Annotated in this window: 10 protein-coding genes and 1 pseudogene; 3 read left to right on the top strand and 8 right to left on the bottom strand. The window is 60.2% G+C overall.

The genetic code is table 11. From position 1 onward, the window contains the following. The first annotated feature begins 2 nt into the window (after positions 1-2). On the top strand, positions 3-899 hold the full coding sequence (locus tag ACHH0Z_RS07205; protein WP_032674975.1) for a DMT family transporter: 897 nt from the start codon (positions 3-5) through the stop codon (positions 897-899). On the opposite strand, the gene narI is transcribed toward ACHH0Z_RS07205, so the two are convergent. The 5 genes from narI to ACHH0Z_RS07230 all read right to left on the bottom strand — a co-directional run bounded on the left by narI (position 896) and on the right by ACHH0Z_RS07230 (position 9,333). Further along, positions 896-1,573, bottom strand: a complete 678-nt coding sequence (narI, locus tag ACHH0Z_RS07210) for a respiratory nitrate reductase subunit gamma (protein ID WP_021240339.1) — start codon at positions 1,571-1,573, stop codon at positions 896-898. The two genes, ACHH0Z_RS07205 and narI, sit on opposite strands and share 4 nt — an antisense overlap. Then, positions 1,573-2,283 (bottom strand): nitrate reductase molybdenum cofactor assembly chaperone, encoded by a 711-nt coding sequence (gene narJ, locus ACHH0Z_RS07215; protein WP_008503001.1) that lies wholly within the window; start codon positions 2,281-2,283, stop codon positions 1,573-1,575. Before narJ ends, narI begins: the two co-directional genes overlap by 1 nt. Further along, positions 2,280-3,815 (bottom strand): nitrate reductase subunit beta, encoded by a 1,536-nt coding sequence (gene narH, locus ACHH0Z_RS07220; protein ID WP_021240341.1) that lies wholly within the window; start codon positions 3,813-3,815, stop codon positions 2,280-2,282. The genes narJ and narH overlap by 4 nt, the downstream gene beginning before the upstream one ends. Beyond that, positions 3,812-7,555 (bottom strand): nitrate reductase subunit alpha, encoded by a 3,744-nt coding sequence (locus ACHH0Z_RS07225; protein WP_045334908.1) that lies wholly within the window; start codon positions 7,553-7,555, stop codon positions 3,812-3,814. Before ACHH0Z_RS07225 ends, narH begins: the two co-directional genes overlap by 4 nt. Before the next feature lie 380 nt (positions 7,556-7,935). Then, the gene (locus ACHH0Z_RS07230; protein ID WP_045410402.1) at positions 7,936-9,333 is read right to left on the bottom strand and encodes a NarK family nitrate/nitrite MFS transporter; all 1,398 of its coding nucleotides are present in this window, start codon (positions 9,331-9,333) and stop codon (positions 7,936-7,938) included. Positions 9,334-9,642: 309 nt separating this feature from the next. Here ACHH0Z_RS07230 and narX point away from each other — a divergent pair, with 309 nt between their 5' ends. Beyond that, positions 9,643-11,439: a nitrate/nitrite two-component system sensor histidine kinase NarX gene (gene narX, locus ACHH0Z_RS07235; RefSeq protein WP_045334913.1), complete on the top strand. Its 1,797-nt coding sequence runs from the start codon at positions 9,643-9,645 to the stop codon at positions 11,437-11,439. Next, complete coding sequence (gene narL / locus ACHH0Z_RS07240; protein ID WP_008499531.1) at positions 11,432-12,082, top strand: two-component system response regulator NarL; 651 nt, start codon at positions 11,432-11,434, stop codon at positions 12,080-12,082. Before narX ends, narL begins: the two co-directional genes overlap by 8 nt. Positions 12,083-12,085: 3 nt before the next feature. On the opposite strand, the gene ACHH0Z_RS07245 is transcribed toward narL, so the two are convergent. The 3 genes and pseudogenes from ACHH0Z_RS07245 to nirB form a co-directional block, all read right to left on the bottom strand. Beyond that, positions 12,086-13,492 carry a YchO/YchP family invasin gene (locus tag ACHH0Z_RS07245; RefSeq protein WP_021240345.1) on the bottom strand — a complete coding sequence of 469 codons (1,407 nt, stop codon included), beginning with the start codon at positions 13,490-13,492 and terminating at the stop codon, positions 12,086-12,088. A 47-nt stretch (positions 13,493-13,539) separates the two neighbouring features. Beyond that, the gene (locus ACHH0Z_RS07250; RefSeq protein ID WP_045410404.1) at positions 13,540-16,065 is read right to left on the bottom strand and encodes a nitrate reductase; all 2,526 of its coding nucleotides are present in this window, start codon (positions 16,063-16,065) and stop codon (positions 13,540-13,542) included. Further along, positions 16,062-20,049 (bottom strand): annotated as a pseudogene (nirB, locus tag ACHH0Z_RS07255) (nitrite reductase large subunit NirB). Before nirB ends, ACHH0Z_RS07250 begins: the two are co-directional and overlap by 4 nt. Positions 20,050-20,056: the final 7 nt, after the last annotated feature.

A 20,056-nucleotide genomic window follows, 5' to 3' on the forward strand; every position in this document is an offset into this window, starting at 1 on the left:
TGATGCGTGATTTCCATAAAGGCGTGTGGCAAATGAGCCTCGCGATGTTAATTTCCGGCTCTATCGGCGCGTTTGTTTTGCTCTCCGGTCTGCCGGTGACGGAAGTGGTGTTCTGGCGCTGTCTTATCGGGGCTATGGCGCTATTTATTTTTATCCGGGCAAGTCAAAAGCCCTTCAGCCCCCTCACCCGCACCACGCTGCTGCTGGCTATTCTTGGCGGCGTGGCGCTCGTGGTGAACTGGCTGCTGCTCTTCGCGGCCTATGAGCGTATCTCAATTGGTCTTTCAACCGTGGTCTATAACACCCAGCCTTTTATGCTGGTCTTGATGGGGATGTTTCTGGGCGAACGCGTCAGCCTGGTGAAATGGGGCTGGCTATTCCTCGCCTTTGGCGGCGTGGTGATCCTGCTCTCCAGCGAGCTGACCGGCGCGCATGGCAGCGAATGGCTCACCGGAATAGGTTTGGCCATGGCCGCGGCCTTCTTCTACGCGCTGACGGCAATCATTGCGCGCAAACTGAAAACAATCGCACCGCAGCATATTGCCTTTATCCAGGTGCTGACCGGCGTCGTGATGCTTTTGCCGTTTGCCAGACTGCCGTCATTTTCCGGTGATTTCCCCTGGCCGATGCTGCTGACGCTCGGCATTGTCCATACCGGCATTATGTACCAGCTGCTCTACAGCGCAATTCAGAAGCTGCCTACGCCCATCACCGGCTCCCTGTCGTTTATCTATCCGGTGGTAGCAATTGTTGTCGATAATCTGGTGTTCGGACACGCGCTTAACCTGACGCAGCTGGCGGGCGGCGCGCTGATCCTGTTTGCTGCCGCGGGCAACAACCTGGGCTGGGGCGAAAAAAAACCCCGCGAGCGCGGGGTTAGTATCAAAACGGCGAATTAGCGACGGGCGCGTACAATCTGGTATTTGCGCGTCAGGTACTCCACCGGCGCGCTCCAGATGTGGACCAGGCGGGAGAACGGGAACAGCACAAACAGCGTCATCCCCAGCACCAGGTGAACGCGGAAGATAAACGCCACGCCGTCCAGGTGCTCAGATGCTCCGCCGTGGAAGGTCACCACGGACTGCGCCCAGCCGACCAGCTTCATCATTTCGCTTCCGTCCATATGCTGCGCCGAGAACGGAATGGTCAGCAGACCCAGCGCGCACTGTACCATCAACAGGGAGAGGATCAGGATATCCGCTGCGGTTGTGGTGGCACGCACGCGCGGGCTGAACAGACGACGCTTGAGCAGCAGCAGGCCGCCAACAAGGGTCATCACGCCGCAGGCACCGCCCGCGATCATCGCCATCTTCTGCTTCACCTCAATCGGCAGCCACGCTTCATACATCCAGTGCGGCGTCAGCATCCCGAGGAAGTGACCGGCAAAAATGCCCAGAATCCCGATGTGGAACAGGTTAGACGCCACGTGCATCCCCTTGCGGTCCAGCATCTGGCTGGAGGCGGCACGCCAGGTGTACTGGCCATAATCGTAACGCAGCCAGCTTCCCACCAGGAACACGGTGCCCGCGATATACGGGTAAATGTCAAAGAAGAACATATTCAGGAAGTGCATTAGTGCCGTCCTCCGTTAGAGATATTCAAATATTGCGGGGCAACCGCGCCGGCAAAACGGCGCTGGTGAGCAGCGATTTCAGACTCGCCGCAGTTCTGGTCAGCAAAGAATTTGACCTGCTCTTCTTCCCAGACCGCATCCAGCGCCTGTGGCGTATCGTCACGGGCCTCATCGGCGATTTTCTCCGCCACTTTTTCACTATCGACAGAGGCGTTGGCGAGCTTCACCAGCAGATCGAACAGCACCGCGTAGCGGCTCTCACGCTGCTGAAGACGCGCGCCGAGCAGCGCCAGGATCGGCGCGATGTCCTGCAGACCGCCCAGCGCCTCTTCTTTTGGCAGCTGCGCCAGATATTCCAGATAGAGCGGCAGGTGATCCGGCAGCTCGCGGCTGTCGAGCTGCAGGCCGTGCTGCTCGTACTGTGCCATCAGGTCAACCATCGCCTGACCGCGGTCGCGGGATTCACCGTGAACGTGTTCGAACAGCAGCAGCGAGGTCGCACGCCCCCGATCAAACAGCTGACTGTAGTCCGCCTGCGCATCAAGAAGATCGCGCGCCAGCAGGTCACGGAGGAAAACGCCCAGCTTCTGGGCATCTTCTTTATCCAGGTTTTCAGATGCCGCAAGCGCATCAAAGAGCTCCTGTTGATGCTGCGCCAGCGCAGCATCCGGGTACTCGAGCAGACGCGAAACAATGACGAGTTCAATCATGAGTGCGGCTCCGTTTTACTGGTCACATCCATGGCGTCGATGCGACGGCTGTTGAACAGGTTGAATTTGCTGTCTGACCCGTGGCAGCCGTCGCCAAAGGTAAAGCCACAGCCGTTTTTCTCCGGGAAGGCCTCGCGGGCCAGCTCACGGTGGCTGCTCGGCACCACGAAACGGTCTTCGTAGTTGGCAATCGCCAGATAGCGGTACATTTCCTGCGCCTGCGCTTCGGTCAGACCGACCTCTTCCAGCGCGCGGGTGTCGGTTACGCCGTCCACGGTTTCGGCACGCTTGAAGTGGCGCATCGCCAGCATACGCTTCAGCGCCAGCAGTACCGGCTGGGTATCCCCTGCGGTCAGCAGGTTGGCCAGGTACTGAACCGGAATACGCAGGCTCTCCACGTCCGGCAGAATGCCGTTGCTGCCCAGCTCACCCGCGTCAGCGGCAGACTGAATCGGCGACAGCGGCGGCACGTACCAGACCATCGGCAGCGTGCGGTATTCCGGATGCAGCGGCAGGGCCAGCTTCCAGTCCATCGCCATTTTGTACACCGGAGACTGCTGCGCGGCGTCGATTACGCTCTGCGGAATGCCGTCCTTCAGCGCCTGCTCAATCACTTTCGGATCGTTCGGGTCGAGGAAGACATCCAGCTGACGCTGATACAGATCCTTCTCGTTCTCGGTGCTCGCGGCGTTTTCAATCGCGTCCGCGTCGTACAGCAGCACGCCGAGGTAGCGAATACGGCCTACGCAGCTTTCGGAACAGACGGTCGGCATACCGGCTTCGATACGCGGGTAGCAGAAGATGCACTTCTCGGACTTGCCGCTCTTCCAGTTGAAGTAGATCTTTTTGTACGGGCAGCCGGTGATGCACATGCGCCAGCCGCGGCACTTGTCCTGGTCGATCAGCACGATGCCGTCTTCTTCACGCTTGTAGATGGCGCCGCTCGGGCAGGTCGCCACGCACGCCGGGTTAAGGCAGTGCTCGCACAGGCGCGGCAGATACATCATGAAGGTGTTTTCGAACTGGCCGTACATCGCCTTCTGCATGTTCTCGAAGTTCTGGTCTTTGGCGCGTTTTTCGAACTCGCCGCCCAGAATCTCCTCCCAGTTTGGACCGCTGGTAATTTTGTCCATGCGCTGACCGGTGATCAGCGAGCGGGGACGGGCGATCGGCTGGTGTTTACCTTCCGGCGCGTTGTGCAGGTTCTGGTAGTCGTAGTCAAACGGCTCGTAGTAATCCTCGATGCCCGGCAGGTGCGGGTTAGCAAAGATTTTTCCCAGAAGCCAAGCGCGGTTACCCATGCGCGGCTGCAGCTTGCCGTTGATTTTGCGGATCCAGCCGCCCTTCCACTTCTCCTGGTTTTCCCAGTCGGTCGGGAAGCCGGTGCCCGGCTTGCTTTCCACGTTGTTGAACCAGGCGTATTCCATACCTTCGCGGCTGGTCCAGACGTTTTTACAGGTGACCGAGCAGGTATGGCAGCCGATGCATTTATCCAGATTCAGCACCATGCCGACTTGTGAACGAATTTTCATTTTACGCTCTCCTGTACCTGGTCATTACCTTCGCCGTCTAACCAGTTAATATTCTTCATCTTACGTACCACCACGAACTCATCGCGGTTCGATCCTACGGTGCCGTAGTAGTTAAAGCCGTAGGCCAGCTGCGCATAGCCACCGATCATGTGGGTCGGCTTCGGCGTAATGCGGGTCACGGAGTTGTGGATCCCGCCGCGCTGCTCGGTGATCTCTGAACCGGGCAGGTTCACGATACGTTCCTGCGCGTGGTACATCATGGTCATCCCGGCCGGTACGCGCTGGCTCACCACCGCACGCGCCGTCAGGGCACCGTTGCTGTTGAACACTTCGATCCAGTCGTTATCTTCAATACCCAGATCTTTCGCATCCGTTTCGCTCATCCAGACAATCGGACCGCCGCGCGACAGGGTCAGCATCAGCAGGTTGTCGCTGTAGGTGGAGTGGATACCCCACTTCTGGTGCGGCGTCAGGAAGTTCAGCGCCTTCTCCGGGTTACCGTTGGATTTTGCGCCCATCACCGCTTTCACGGAGCGGGTGTCGATAGGCGGACGGTACACCAGCAGGCTTTCACCGAAGTCGCGCATCCACTGGTGATCCTGATACAGCGACTGGCGGCCGGACAGGGTGCGCCATGGGATCAGCTCGTGAACGTTGGTGTAGCCCGCGTTATAGGACACATGCTCGTCTTCCAGACCTGACCAGGTCGGGCTGGAGATAATCTTGCGCGGCTGGGCCTGAATATCGCGGAAGCGGATTTTCTCTTCCTCTTTATTCGTCGCCAGATGCGTATGGTCGCGACCGGTGAACGCGCTCAGCGCCGCCCAGGCCTTCACCGCGACGTGGCCGTTGGTTTCCGGGGCCAGGGTCAGGATCATCTCTGCCGCATCAATCGCCGTGTTCAGCATGGGCTGGCCTTTCGCCGGGCCGTCCGCTTTGGTGTAGTTGAGCTTGCGCAGCAGGTCCATTTCGCTCTGGGTGTTCCAGGCGATGCCTTTGCCGCCGTTACCGATTTTCTCCATCAGCGGGCCGATGGAGGTAAAGCGCTCGTAGGTTGCCGGGTAATCACGTTCAACCGGAATGATGTGAGGCGCGGTCACGCCCGGAATCAGGTCGCATTCGCCTTTTTTCCAGTCCTTCACGTCAAGCGGCTGCGCCAGTTCGGCAGCGGAGTCGTGCTGAATTGGCAGCGTTACCACGTCGGTCTCTTTGCCCAGGTGACCAACGCAGACTTCGGAGAAGGTCTTCGCGATGTCTTTGTAGATTTCCCAGTCGCTTTTCGATTCCCAGGCCGGGTCAACGGCCGCAGACAGCGGATGAATAAACGGATGCATATCCGAGGTATTCATGTCGTCTTTTTCGTACCAGGTGGCGGTAGGCAGCACGATGTCGGAGTAAAGGCAGGTGCTGGACAGACGGAAGTCGAGGGTCACCACCAGATCCAGCTTGCCGTCGAGACCGTTGTCTTTCCACTCCACCTCTTCCGGCTTCACGCCGCCCTGCTTGCCGAGATCTTTCCCCTGGATACCGTTTTCGGTACCGAGCAGGTACTTCAGCATGTACTCGTGGCCTTTACCGGACGAGCCCAGCAGGTTGGAGCGCCAGATGAACAGGTTGCGCGGGTGGTTTTTACCGTTTTCCGGCTGTTCTGCCGCAAAGCGGATTGAGCCATCCTTCAGGGATTGCACGGTGTAATCCACCGGTGACATGCCCGCTTTCTTCGCCGCTTCCGCAATGCGCAGCGGGTTCGTGCCCAGCTGCGGCGCCGACGGCAGCCAGCCCATACGCTCGGCGCGGACGTTGAAGTCAATCAGATGGCCGCTGTAGCGGGATTTATCCGCCATCGGCGACAGCAGCTCCTGCGCGGTGACCGTCTCGTAGCGCCACTGGCTGGAGTGGTTATAGAAGTAGGAGGTGCTGTTCATGTGGCGTGCCGGACGCTGCCAGTCAAGGGCAAACGCCAGCGGCTGCCAGCCGGTCTGCGGACGCAGTTTTTCCTGACCCACGTAGTGCGCCCAGCCGCCGCCGCTCTGGCCGACGCAGCCGCAGAAGATCAGCATGTTGATCAGACCGCGGTAGTTCATATCGAGGTGATACCAGTGGTTAAGACCCGCACCGACGATGATCATCGAGCGACCGTGGGTCTTGTCGGCGTTTTCCGCAAACTCGCGGGCGATACGCACGATCTGCGCGCGTGGAACGCCGGTGATCTGCTCCGCCCATGCCGGGGTATAAGCCTTCACGTCGTCATAGCCGGTTGCGCAGTTTTCATCGCCCAGACCGCGTTCCAGGCCGTAGTTCGCCATGGTCAGGTCATAGACGGTGGTGACCAGCGCGGTAGTCCCGTCGGCCAGCTGCAGGCGTTTCACCGGCAGCTTGTGCATCAGAACGTTTTTCAGCTCAACCTTGTTGAAGTGCTCGGAACCTTCGCCGCCAAAGTACGGGAAGCCCACATCAGCGATCTCGTCCTGGCTACCCAGCATGCTCAGACGCAGTTCCGTCTCTTCACCGGTCGTGCCGTTACGCTGCTCAAGGTTCCACTTGCCCTTCTCGCCCCAGCGGAAGCCGATAGAGCCGTTTGGCGCCACCAGCTCGCCGTTGCTGTTATAGGCAACAGTTTTCCACTCTGGGTTATTTTCCTGGCCCAGCGCGTCCACCAGATCGGCGGCGCGCAGCGTACGGCCTGCTGCGTAGTAGCCGTCACGCTCTTCGAGCATCACAAGCATCGGCATGTCGGTGTAGCGACGGACGTAGTCGGTGAAGTACTGGCTTGGTTTATCCAGGTGGAACTCGCGCAGCATGACGTGGCCCATCGCCATCGCCATCGCGGCATCGGTCCCCTGTTTCGGTGCCAGCCACAGGTCGCACAGCTTGGCGATTTCGGCGTAGTCCGGGGTCACCGCAACGGTTTTGGTGCCTTTGTAACGCACCTCGGTAAAGAAGTGCGCGTCCGGCGTACGGGTCTGCGGCACGTTTGAGCCCCAGGCGATGATGTAGCTGGAGTTGTACCAGTCGGCGGACTCCGGTACGTCGGTCTGTTCGCCCCAGGTCTGTGGAGACGCCGGCGGCAGGTCGCAGTACCAGTCGTAGAAGCTCAGGCAGGTACCGCCGATTAAGGAGAGATAGCGCGCGCCGGAAGCGTAAGAGACCATCGACATCGCCGGGATTGGCGAGAAGCCTGCCACGCGGTCAGGACCGTAGGTTTTCACGGTGTAGACGTTGGAGGCCGCAATCAGCTCGTTCACCTCTTTCCAGGAAGAGCGAACGAAACCACCGCGACCGCGCGCCTGTTTGAAGCTTTTCGCTTTGTCGGCGTCCTCGATGATGGATGCCCACGCATCAACCGGATCGCTGTGCTGCACTTTCGCTTCACGCCACATTTTCATCAGGCGTTTACGCATCAGCGGGTATTTGAGACGGTTGGCGCTATAGAGATACCAGGAGTAGCTGGCGCCACGCGGGCAGCCGCGCGGTTCATGGTTCGGCATATCCGGACGGGTACGCGGGTAGTCGGTCTGCTGCATTTCCCAGGTCACCAGACCGTTTTTAACGAAAATCTTCCAGCTACATGAGCCAGTGCAGTTTACGCCGTGGGTAGAACGGACGACTTTATCATGCTGCCAGCGCTGGCGGTAACCGTCTTCCCAGTCCCGGTTGGTATCCAGAACCTGGCCGTGCCCATCGGCAAACGTTTCGCCCTTCTGCTTGAAGTAGCGAAACCGGTCCAAAAACTTGCTCATCGGGTATCTCCTGTATGGAGCCTGTGGCTCTCTAAATCGACATTGCTGATTTGCAGCGAAGGTAACGCCCTGAAAGAGAGGGAGAATTGATAACGATCAAGACGACGAGGGACTTTCAGGCGAGGGATTACACCGAATACCACCAAAGCGGTATCTTTATAAATTTCATATCTATATGAAATATAAAGTCATTTCAATTTCATCCTACAAAAGACCAGGCAAAATTTAACATCTCAGGTATTAAGGGGTAGAGCGCCCTGGAAAGCGATGGCGATCACAGTGTTGCCTGCGGAGTTCCTCAGCTGGGCTTTCAGTATGTTGTAACTATTTCGGCCCCAAAAAAAACGCGGCTCGAAGGCCGCGTAAACGGATAATCACACTTACTTATTTTTTTTGGTATTACGGCCATATACCAGCCACGTAATCACAACGCAGGCGATATAGAAGATGAGGAAGACCTTCATTGCACCCGCCGGAGAGCCGGTCAGATCCAGCGAGATGCCGAACGCTTTCGGAATAAAGAAGCCACTAATTGCGCCAATCGCAGAGATAAAGCCCAGGGCTGCAGCCGTATCCGTTGCCGCTTCACGCATCGCCTGCTCTTCGCTTCCGCCCTGCGCCTTCACGCGGTCCATCGTCAGCTTGCGGAAGATCACGGAGATCATCTGGAAGGTAGACGCACTCCCCAGCCCGGCCGTCAGGAACAGCACCATAAACACGCCGAAGAAGGCGATGAAGCTCCCGCCCTGTCCGTCAGCAGGCAGCGTCAGGAACAGCAGCGCACAGAAGACTGCCATCACGACGAAGTTAACCAGCGTCACGCGGGTCCCGCCCAGACGGTCGGAGATCATGCCCCCCAGCGAACGCGCCAGTGCGCCAATGAAAGGACCGAAGAAGGCGAATTGCAGGATCTGCACGTCCGGGAACTGCGTTTTCGACAGCATCGCGAAGCCCGCCGAGAAGCCGATAAACGAACCGAAGGTCGCCAGATACAGCAGCGCCATCACCCAGAGGTGTCCACGCTTCAGCACCGGCAGCTGTTCGCTCAGCGACGCCTTCGACGCGGACAGGTCATTCATAAAGAACCAGGCTGCAAGGGTGAAGACCACGAGGAACGGCACCCAGATCCAGGCTGCGTTTTGCAGATAGAGGGAAGAACCATCCGCCTGCTCAACGCCACCGCCGCCAAAGGCTGCAAAAATGGAGACCGAGATCGCCAGGGGAGCGATCAGCTGCATCACGCTCACGCCCATATTGCCCAGACCGCCGTTAATCCCCAGCGCGCCGCCCTGCTTTGCTTTCGGGAAGAAGAAGCTGATGTTCGCCATGCTGGAGGCGAAGTTCGCCCCGGCAAAGCCGCACAGCAGGGAGATAATCACGAACACGCTGAACGGCGTGGAGGTATCCTGCACCGCGAAGCCGAGCCACACGCAAGGGACGATCATGATGCCCGTACTGAACGCCGTCCAGCGACGGCCGCCGAAGACCGGCACCATAAACGCGTAAGGGACGCGCAGCAGCGCGCCTGACAGCGACGGCAGCGCGGTCAGCATAAACAGCTGATCGGTTGTGAACGTAAACCCGACTTTGGGCAGGTTTACCGCCACCGCGCTAAACAACATCCACACGCAAAACGCTAACAACAAGCACGGCACGGAAATCCACAGATTCCGGCTTGCTACACGATGGCCGCGCTGTTGCCAGAACGCCGGATCCTCTGGACGCCAGTCTGTAATAACGGCACCATTTTCCCTTTCGGGAGCGGATGAGTGACTCATAGACACCTCTGATTCTCGAATGATGCTGCAAACATTAGGGTTTTAGGGCGGCGGTAAGTTGATATAAATCAAAGGAAAAGTGGGAGGATTTGCGGCGTAAAATAAGGCCTCACCCTTAATGAGTAGGCTAATTCGGTAAAAAAGACGTGGTTTTTCACGGCACTGACGGTTCCCTGCAGCGCCCACCTCTTCCCCCCTACTCCGTTGGCAATTTAGGGGTAATCCTTTATTGGTATGGGTATACTCCAGGGTATGCACCAGAATAGCGCCATTCCTGCAAGCAGGCCACGTCAGGAGCACGCCCACTCTATGTTAAAAAGATGCTTATCTCCGCTAACGCTCGTGAATCAGCTCGCCCTGATTGTTTTGCTGTCCACCGCCATCGGCGTGACCGGCATGGCGATCTCCGGCTGGCTGGTACAAGGGGTACAGGGTAATGCGCATGCCATCAACGAGGCAGGCTCGCTACGCATGCAGAGTTACCGTCTGCTGGCGGCGGTTCCGCTGACGCAGGACGATCGGCCTTTAATCGATGAAATGGAGCGCACGGCGTTCAGCCCCGAGCTGGAAAATGCCGCCATCCGTGCCGGTCAGCAATCCCAGTTGAAAGCCCTTCAGGGGTACTGGCACACCCAGCTGCAGCCGGGCCTGAAACAGGCACGCAGTACAGAAGCCGTTGCCCAGGACGTGGCGGGGTTTGTCTCCCGCATTGACGCGCTGGTCTCCGCGTTCGACCAGACGACCGAATTACGCATCGACCGGGTGGTGATGGTGCACCGGGCCATGGCGCTGTTTATGGGGCTGCTGCTGATCTTCACCATCGTCTGGCTCCGCGCGCGTCTGCTGAATCCCTGGAAACAGCTGCTGGCGATGGCCCGCGCGGTCACCGCACGCGATTTTACCCAGCGCACGCACATCAGCGGGCGCAACGAGATGGCCATGCTTGGCCAGGCGCTCAACACCATGTCAGCAGAGCTCTCCGAGAGCTACGCGGTACTGGAACAGCGCGTTCAGGAAAAAACGGCGGGACTGGAGCAGAAAAACGAGATCCTCTCCTTCCTGTGGCAGGCCAACCGTCGCTTGCACATGCAGGTGCCGCTATGTGAACGTCTCTCACCGGTGCTGAATGGCCTGCAAAAGCTGACCCTGCTGCGCGATCTGGAGCTGCGGGTCTACGATGTGGAAGACGAAGAGAACCACCAGGAATTTACCTGTCAGTCCGATATGTCCTGCGATGACAAAGGCTGCCATCTTTGCCCTCGCGGTCTGCCGCCGCTGACCTCCGGCGGCACGACCCTGAAGTGGCGCCTGACGGACAGCCACACTCAGTACGGCATTCTGCTGGCCACCCTGCCAACCGGACGCCACCTGAGCCACGACCAGCAGCAGCTGGTAGATACGCTGGTTGAACAGCTGACGGCCACGCTGGCGCTCGACAGGCATCAGGAAAAACAGCAGCAGCTGATCGTCATGGAAGAGCGCGCGACCATCGCCCGCGAGCTGCACGACTCCATCGCCCAGTCGCTTTCCTGTATGAAAATGCAGGTGAGCTGCCTGCAGATGCAGGATGCGGAGATGCCCGACAGCAACAAGCAGCTGCTCAGCCAGATCCGCAACGAGCTGAACACCTCCTGGGTGCAGCTGCGCGAGCTGCTGACCACCTTCCGTCTGCAGCTGACCGAGCCGGGCCTGCGCCCGGCGCTGGAATCCAGCTGTCACGAATTTAGCGCCCGGCTGGGGTTCCCGGTGAAGCTGGATTACCAGCTGCCGCCGCGCTTTGTCCCCTCCCATCAGGCCATACATTTACTGCAGATCGCCCGCGAAGCGCTGAGCAACGTGCTTAAACACGCTGAAGCAACGGCGGTCACGGTCACCGTCAGCCAGCACGACAATCAGGTGAAACTGACGGTTCACGATAACGGCCGCGGCGTGCCGGAAAATGCCGAACGCACTAACCACTATGGTTTAATCATTATGCGAGACCGCGCCCAAAGCCTGCGCGGTGATTGCCAGGTTCGCCGGAGAGAGACGGGCGGCACGGAAGTTGTCGTCACCTTTATTCCCGAGAAACCGCTTACAACTGCTCAAGGAGATACCCATGACTAATCAGGAACCGGCATCCATCCTGTTGATCGACGACCATCCGATGCTGCGTACTGGCGTGAAACAGCTGGTCAGCATGGCGCCCGATATCACCGTGGTGGGCGAAGCCAGCAACGGCGAACAGGGCATTGAGCTTGCCGAATCCCTCGATCCCGATCTGATCCTGCTCGATCTGAATATGCCGGGCATGAACGGACTGGAGACCCTCGACAAGCTGCGGGAAAAATCGCTTTCCGGACGCATCGTCGTCTTTAGCGTGTCGAACCATGAAGAGGATGTGGTCACGGCGCTGAAGCGCGGGGCGGATGGCTATCTGCTGAAAGACATGGAGCCGGAAGATCTGCTTAAGGCGCTGCAGCAGGCGGCGGCGGGCGAGATGGTATTGAGCGAAGCCTTAACGCCGGTGCTGGCCGCCAGCCTGCGCGCCAACCGCGCCACCTCTGACCGTGACGTCAGCCAGCTCACGCCGCGCGAGCGCGACATTCTCAAGCTCATTGCCCAGGGCCTGCCGAACAAGATGATCGCTCGCCGCCTGGACATCACCGAAAGCACGGTCAAAGTGCACGTGAAGCATATGCTGAAGAAAATGAAGTTAAAATCTCGCGTTGAAGCCGCCGTGTGGGTGCATCAGGAACGCATTTTCTAAGGATTACTCCTCCGGCAGCAGCTTCCAGCGCGGGTCGTCATCAGGCAATGCGACCAGCGGCTGCACCACAGCAAGCGTGATCTCATTGGACGAGACGCGCTGGCCTTTCTCATCTTCTACCACTGCCGAGAGGTGCCAGCGGTTTGTCGCACCTTCCTGTTCATTCCAGGCAGGTATAATCACGCTCCAGCCGTCTGCGCTGTTACTTTTGGCCGGCGACGTCAGGCTCAATGCCTGCGTATCCCCCTGCCAGTGGATCTGACGGATGCCGTGCGTGCTGCGAACCTGCAGCTTCAGCATAACGGTCTCGCCCCCTTTCAGATCCCACGGCGGCGTGGCCAGCCAGACGGACAGCGTTTTACGCTGGCGGAACTCCATCACCGGCAGGCTAGTGCGCTCCGGTGAATCGTAGCGGCTGCCGCGCAGGGATCGCGTCGCGGCGACCTCATCGGCGGAAAGCTGCTTAGCCAGCGGCACGCCAAAGCGGTAGTTGAGCTTCAGCCCAAGGTTATTCTGGCTCTCGCCGCTTTCGCCCTGCTTGTGCCCGGCGGTCAACGTGACCAGCGGAACGGGGGTATAGTTAAGCCCCAGATTGACCGCAACCGGGTTGTGGTACCCGGTTCCACTGTTGAACAGGTCAACGTTATCGCCAAAGTACTGCTCAACGCTGACGCTGGTGTTCAGGTGATGAAACCACGGCAACCAGGCTTTAGCGGTCACGTCATATCCGCGCGCCATGCGCTGCTCCTGAACGTCAGATCGCGCGCGCCATCCGGCAAAGGGCTGATAGTAGTTCGCTGAGAGGCGCAGATTTTCCCCCCACGCTTCCGCGCCCAGCCCGGCACGCTGCAGGTTTTCATCGAGAAGATTATCGTAAAAGGTGTTGTAGCCCAGCAGCCATTTCCCGGCCACCCAGCGCTGGCCGATTCCGGCGTTACTGACCAGGCCATCCGTCTGCTGCGTCAGGCCAAGCTGGCTCCAGCTGAGGTAACGGTTAGTATCATTCCACGGGATAAACCAGCTCCCGCTGCTGCCGTTAAATTTGCCGTCATTATCCACCAGCACGTTCACGCTGGCGTTTCCCCAGGGCGACAGCCAGGACTCAATCTGCTGGTTCACTTCCCCGCTTACCGCGTCGCGCACCTGACCAAAGGCAAACTGACGCGCCTGCTCGCCGGTCGTCAGCCCGTTGTCGGTCATGCTGGCTTCACCGAAGGCTTTCGCCATTTCGGCGAGGTGTTTCTCCCCTTCGCCCGTTGGCGCCGCCAGGCCGAGATCGGGCAGACTATCCCCATTATTATCAAAGGGGTGCTGCGCCTGATGCATAAAGGAATTCGGCGCACCGTGAACGGCTCCGGCCGTAAGAAGGGGGAGTAAAAACAGCAAACGAATGCGGGACGATACAGCCATCAACGTCGTCAATAAGAACCTGTGTTTATGAATAAACTCTTATTATGTTAACGCGATAAGCCCTGAAATGCAGTTCTGGCGGACATTTCAGGATTATCCTGAAACAGCCCTTTCAGCTCCGGCACGCAGGAACCACAGTTCGTACCACAGCGCAGCTTCGCCCCCAGCGCGGTGACGGAATCACACCCTCCGGCAATCGCCTCCCGTATCGCCTCTTCCCCGACGCTGAAACAGCTGCAGATAATGCGTCCCGGATCCATCGCCTTCCCGACGCTCTGCCCGTTCAACAGGGCGTGGCGTTCTGCGGGCAGCACGGGGGGTGAATGAAAAGCGGCTTCAATCACCGTATGCGCCAGCGCCGGTAACGCGGTACCTTCCCAGAAACCCAGCATAAGCTGGCCTTCATGCCAGGCCAGCACGCTGCTGCGTTCACCGGTCTGCGCAACCTGCAGCTGCCAGCCCCGGCCGCTGGCGTGTTCCATTACCCACGACAGCAGCGGTTTATCGCACGCCACCGTCAGGCGTGAAGCTTTACGCCACCAGTAAACCGAAGAGGGCATTTCCAGCCCTTCGCGGGCATAGAGTTCTCCCTGCCAGACGGGCTGCCAGGGCTGGATTCTGACCGCGGTTTGTTTACTCTCCGGCTGGCCCGAAACCGGATCGCAGCGCCTTTCCACCAGCGCATTCACCTTTCCCTGGCGGGCAAACGCAGCGTTCCAGTGCATCGGGGCAAAAGCGTTCCCTTCACGCTGGGCGTCGCTGATGCGCACTCTTGCTACCATGACGCCGCGCGGCGAATTGATGCGCGCCAGCTGGCCGTCGCACAGGGAAAACCGAACGGCGTCTGCGGGGCAAACCTCAACAAAGGGTTCGGCAATATGCTGCATCAGCCTGGCCACATATCCTGTTCGCGTCATGGTATGCCACTGATCGCGGATGCGCCCCGAGTTGAGAATCACCGGGTATAACGCGCTGACCGTCGCACCGTGCGACAGAGGGTTAACGGGAACAATGTTACGGCGCGGAAAATCCCCCCCAGGCCACTGCCAGGGCTCAAGCCGCTCCCACTCCTCACGGGTAAGCGTAGCCAGGTCATGAAGGTTTAACGCCCGCGCGCCGTCATTTTCAAAGGCCGTCAGCGCCGCATGCTCGCAAAAAATCTCGTGGGGATGCAGCCAGGCAAAGGCGTCGCCGTGCCCCAGCCGTTTCGCCACCTGCGCGACGATCCACCAGTCCGGCTTTGCCTCACCGGGCGCGGGCAGGAACGCGCGCTGGCGCGAAATGCGTCGCTCGGAATTGGTTACCGTGCCGTCCTTCTCTCCCCATGCCAGCGCCGGAAAGCGAATATGGGCAAACCGGCTGGTGTCTGTATCATTCATCACCTCAGAGACAATGACCAGCGGGCAGCGCCCCAGCGCCTGACACACCGCGTGGCTGTCCGGCAGCGAGACGGCAGGATTGGTGCCCATGATCCACACTGCCTTCACCTCGCCGCGGGCAATGGCGTCAAACAACTCCACCGCCATCAAGCCCGGCGTCTGCGCCAGCCGTTCCGTTCCCCAGAAACGCGCCACCCGCGAGAGATCGTCCGGCTCAAAGTTCATGTGCGCCGCCAGCTGATTTGCCAGCCCGCCCACCTCTCTTCCGCCCATCGCGTTTGGCTGTCCGGTCAGCGAAAACGGGCCGCAGCCCGGACGGTTAAATTTCCCGCTGGCAAGGTGCACGTTAATGATGGCGCTGCATTTGTCGCTGCCGCTGGAGGACTGGTTGATTCCCATGGTGTAGAGCGTGATGGCCCGGGGCGCCGTCACAAACCAGTCGTAAAACGTACCAATATCCTGCGGCGAGAGGCCGCAAAACGCCGCCACGCGGGATATCGGCCACGCGTCCGTTCCCTGAATGACATTAAGCAGACCGACGAACAGCCCGGCGTCGCTGCCGGGAGTGAGCGCCAGATGCAGGTCAGCAATATCACAGGTGGCGGTTCTGCGCGGATCGATGACCACCACTTTCATCTGCGGATTGTTGTGCTTTGCCTGCACCAGCCGCTGATAGAGCACCGGATGCGTCCAGGCCGCGTTTGATCCCACCAGCACCACCAGATCGCTGTTTTCCACATCCTCGTAGCTGCACGGCACGACGTCTTCACCAAAGGCGCGCTTGTAGCCAACGACTGCCGATGACATGCAGAGCCGGGAGTTGGTATCAATGTTCGCCGCGCCGATAAACCCTTTCATCAGCTTATTGGCGGCGTAATAATCCTCGGTAAGCAATTGCCCGGACGCGTAAAACGCCACCGCCTGCGGCCCCCATTTGTCGATAATGTCCTGGAGGCGCTCGCCTGCCGCTCCCAGCGCCTGCGCCCAGGCCACCTCAGCACCGTCAACAACGGGGCGCAGCAATCGCCCCTGTAACCCCATTGTTTCCCCCAGGGCCGATCCTTTCACGCACAAGCGGCCAAAGTTCGCAGGATGGGTTTCATCCCCCCGAACGCTGACCGCTTCACCGTCCACGCGGGCGACCACGCCGCAGCCGACCCCGCAGTAGGGACACGTTGTCCGGGTTTCCGTCATGAGGCCTCCGCACGCATTACCAGGGCATCATTACCGACCCACACCTTGCCGTTCTCAATTTTGACCGGCCAGGCGCGCACCGCGGGTTCGCCGTTCTCCACCTGACAGCCGTCGCGCAGGCGGATACGCTGCTTGTAGAGCGGGGAGATCACCACCGGCTCCCCCGCCGCATCGCCAAGAATGCCGCGGGAAAGCACGTTCGCGCTGCTGCCAGGCTCCCGATCGTCGAGGGCGTAAACGGTTTTGCCAAAGCGGAACAGCGCGATCGGCTTACGCCCAAGCCGCGCGCCGATTCCCGCCTGCTCGGGGATATCGTCGATGCCGCAGATTTCCTGCCATCGTTTACCTTGATCCGCTGCGGTGTCGTTCACCGCCGTGCGGAACAGCGCCAGACGGTTCGGATCGTTAAGCGTGGTTTGCCATTCGCACTGGTAGGTTTCCACCACCCGGGCCATCTCCTGCTCCAGCTCGTGGGCGATGCCCAGGCTGTCGTTGAGGATCACCTCCCGCAGGTAGTCGAGACCGCCTTCCAGGTTGTCCATCCAGGTGCTGGTGCGCTGCAGGCGATCCGCCGTGCGGATGTAGAACATCAGGAAACGGTCTACGGTGCGGATCAGCGTGTCATCATCAAGATCGCTGGCGAAGAGATCCGCATGGCGCGGCTTCATGCCGCCGTTGCCGCACAGGTAGAGGTTCCACCCCTTATCGGTGGCAATCACCCCCACGTCTTTACTCTGCGCCTCGGCGCATTCGCGGGTACACCCAGAGACGGCCATTTTGATTTTGTGCGGCGCGCGCAGGCCCTTGTAGCGGTGCTTCCAGCCTGACCGCGAGGCCGGTGGAATCCTGCACGCCGTAGCGGCACCAGGTCGACCCGACGCAGGATTTCACCGTGCGCAGAGATTTCCCGTAGGCATGTCCGGTCTCAAACCCGGCCTCCACCAGCGCCTGCCAGATTTCCGGCAACTGTTCGAGCGTGGCGCCAAACAGGTCAATACGCTGCCCGCCGGTAATTTTGCTGTAAAGGCTATAGCGTTTCGCGATCTGGCCGATGGCGATCAGCCCGTCGGCGGTCACTTCACCCGCAGGCATCCGCGGGACGATGGAGTAGGTTCCGTCCTTCTGAATATTGGCGAAATAGCGATCGTTGGTGTCCTGCAACGGCAGATGCGCCGGTTTCAGCAGATACTCGTTCCAGCAGGAAGCCAATACCGATCCCACCAGCGGCTTACAGATCTCGCACCCGTGCCCCTGACCGTAGCGGCTGATAAGCTGGTCGAAGGTGCGGATATGGTTGACGCGCACCAGGTGGTAAATCTCCTGACGCGAGTACGGGAAGTGTTCGCAGATATCTTTCTTCACCTCCACGCCCTGCTCCGCAAGCTGGAACTCCATCACCTGCTTCACCAGCGCGCTACAGCCTCCGCAGCCGGTCGCCGCTTTGGTGCACTGCTTAATGGCGCCGATATCCGTTGCGCCCGCGCTTACCGCCTGGCAGATATCCCCTTTGCTGACGTTATGACACGAACAGATCTGCGCGCTTTCCGGCAGCGCCGCCACGCCCAGCGCTTTCGGCGCGCTGCCTGACGACGCGGGTAATATCAGCGTTTCCGGCTCTTTTGGCAGGGCTATCCCGTTGAGCATCATCTGTACCAGCGTGGCGTATTCGCTGGCATCACCCACCAGCACGCCGCCGAGCAGCGTTTTGCCGTCGTGGCTGACCACGATTTTCTTGTAGATTTGCTGCGGGCCGTGCGTCCACTGGTAGCTCAGCGCCCCCGGCGTGCGGCCGTGAGCATCGCCGAACGAGGCCACGTCCACGCCCAGCAGCTTGAGTTTGGTGCTCATATCCGCGCCGGCGAAGGTTTTCTCCTCTCCCGCCAGCGCGGCGGCGGCCACCCGCGCCATCTGGTAGCCGGGCGCAACCAGCCCGAAGATTTTCCCTTCCCACAGGGCGCATTCACCAATGGCCAGCACGTCCGGATCGGAGGTCTGACAGCGGTCGTCAATGCCGATCCCGCCGCGTTCGCCAATAGCCAGCCCGCTGCTGCGCGCCAGCGCGTCCTGCGGACGAATGCCGGCAGAAAAGACCACCATGTCTGTTTCCAGCTGTTCTCCACCGGCAAAGCGCAACACCAGCCCGCCGTCCGCGGCGGCGATCTCCGTCGTTGCTTTACTGGTATGCACACCGACGCCCAGCGCCTCGATTTTCTTGCGCAGCATCGCCGCGCCGTCGTTGTCGAGCTGGACCGCCATCAGATTGGGCGCAAACTCCACCACGTGAGTTTCCAGCCCGAGCTGCTTCAGGGCATTCGCCGCCTCCAGCCCCAGCAGGCCGCCGCCAATCACGACACCGCGGCGTGAGCCCGCCGCATGCGCCGCTATCTTGTCCAGATCGTCAAGCGTGCGATAAACAAAACAGCCCGGCAGATCGTTTCCCGGCACGGGCGGCACGAACGGGTATGAGCCGGTCGCCAGCACCAGCTTGTCCCAGTGGGTTTCGTGCCCGCTGGCGCTACGCACCACGCGCGCGTCGCGATCGATAGCGACAATCTGCTGCGACAGGCGCAGCTCAATGCCGTTGTCGGCAATGAAATCCCCCTCCACCAGCGAAAGCGACGCCGCGCTGCGGCCGCCAAAATATTCCGACAGATGCACGCGGTCGTAGGCGGCATAGCGTTCCTCGCCAAAGACAACGATCTGATACTGCTGATGCAGATTGCGGTTAACGCAGTCTTCGAGAAAATGATGGCCGACCATACCGTGCCCAACCACCACCAGAGTAGGTTTTGTCATAGCGTTCTGTCCTGCAACCTGCGGTTGCGTAGTGAAACGATCGAACAGCCAGTCCGCGTGCGCGGGCGCAGCCGTTGCCAGTAAATCGGTAAATGCCGCCGCGCTGCGGCAGTCCCCCATCAGCAGCACGCCAGCCAGCGCCCCCTGATGGATCAGTAAGCGACGATAGTGGCGGGTCAGCGGATCCCATGCGCTCCAGACCACATCGCCCTCCTGCTCTGCCGCGCGACCGAGGCTGAACAGCTCCACGCCGGTCACCTTGAGGCGCATGCCGTTGTCGGTCAGAACAAACGGCGCGGTGACGTCTCCGGCCAGCCGGGCGGCGAGGATATCCGCCTGCGCCAGACAGGGGGCGACCAGGCCAAACGTCTGGCCGTCAATTTCACAGCACTCGCCAATGGCGTAGACGTCCGGCACGGAGGTTTGCATCTGGTGATCCACCACGATGCCGCGCGCGCAGCGAATGCCGCTGGCCTGCGCCAGCACGACGTTGGGCTGCACGCTCGTCGCCAGCACCACGCGCGCGGCGGTGACGCTGCGTCCGTTCAGCAGCGTCACGCTATTCCCGTCAATCGCCGCGATGCCAGAGGCGAGCTCACAGCGCACGCCCCGCGCCGCCAGCGCCTCTTCCAGCAGCACGCCCGCCTTCTCATCCAGATGCCGCTCCATCAGCCACGGACCGCGATGAACAAGGGTGACGTTGTCCCCTGAGCGCGCCAGCGCTGCTGCCGTCTCCACCCCGAGCACGCCGCCGCCCAGCACTACCGCCGGACCGGCGATCGCCCGAATGGCCCGGATATCCTCCAGGGTACGGAATGTGAAGACATGCGGCGCATCGCAGCCGGGAATTGGCGGAACAAAGGGCGTTGATCCGGTGGCAAACACCAGCGCATCCCAGCCCAGCGTGCGGGCGGTGGTTTGCACTTCCCGCGTGTCCACATTCACGGCGAGCGCCTTTTCGCCCCGCAGCACCGTCACGCCCCGTTCCTGGTACCAGTCGTCACTCTGAAGACAGATCCCCGCCGCCGTTTTTTCACCGCCCAGCACCGGCGAAAGCTGGATGCGGTTATAGGCATGCTCCGGCTCGTCACCGATGACGGTAATAGTGAAACGATCGGCAGCACGCCCGGTGAGCGAGGCAATCAGCCGCGTGGCCGCCATGCCATTTCCGATAATGACCAGTCGCATCAACGCC

The organism is Enterobacter cloacae complex sp. 2024EL-00227 (assembly GCF_043945315.1).
In the GTDB taxonomy this organism is placed as follows: domain Bacteria; phylum Pseudomonadota; class Gammaproteobacteria; order Enterobacterales; family Enterobacteriaceae; genus Enterobacter; species Enterobacter roggenkampii.

What these genes read in the sequence shown, in the direction of transcription:
- ACHH0Z_RS07205 (WP_032674975.1), top strand. Translation starts at nt 3, where the DNA reads ATGCGTGATTTCCATAAAGGCGTGTGGCAAATGAGCCTCGCGATGTTA.
- narI (WP_021240339.1), bottom strand. Translation starts at nt 1,573, where the DNA reads ATGCACTTCCTGAATATGTTCTTCTTTGACATTTACCCGTATATCGCG.
- narJ (WP_008503001.1), bottom strand. Translation starts at nt 2,283, where the DNA reads ATGATTGAACTCGTCATTGTTTCGCGTCTGCTCGAGTACCCGGATGCT.
- narH (WP_021240341.1), bottom strand. Translation starts at nt 3,815, where the DNA reads ATGAAAATTCGTTCACAAGTCGGCATGGTGCTGAATCTGGATAAATGC.
- ACHH0Z_RS07225 (WP_045334908.1), bottom strand. Translation starts at nt 7,555, where the DNA reads ATGAGCAAGTTTTTGGACCGGTTTCGCTACTTCAAGCAGAAGGGCGAA.
- ACHH0Z_RS07230 (WP_045410402.1), bottom strand. Translation starts at nt 9,333, where the DNA reads ATGAGTCACTCATCCGCTCCCGAAAGGGAAAATGGTGCCGTTATTACA.
- narX (WP_045334913.1), top strand. Translation starts at nt 9,643, where the DNA reads ATGTTAAAAAGATGCTTATCTCCGCTAACGCTCGTGAATCAGCTCGCC.
- narL (WP_008499531.1), top strand. Translation starts at nt 11,432, where the DNA reads ATGACTAATCAGGAACCGGCATCCATCCTGTTGATCGACGACCATCCG.
- ACHH0Z_RS07245 (WP_021240345.1), bottom strand. Translation starts at nt 13,492, where the DNA reads ATGGCTGTATCGTCCCGCATTCGTTTGCTGTTTTTACTCCCCCTTCTT.
- ACHH0Z_RS07250 (WP_045410404.1), bottom strand. Translation starts at nt 16,065, where the DNA reads ATGACGGAAACCCGGACAACGTGTCCCTACTGCGGGGTCGGCTGCGGC.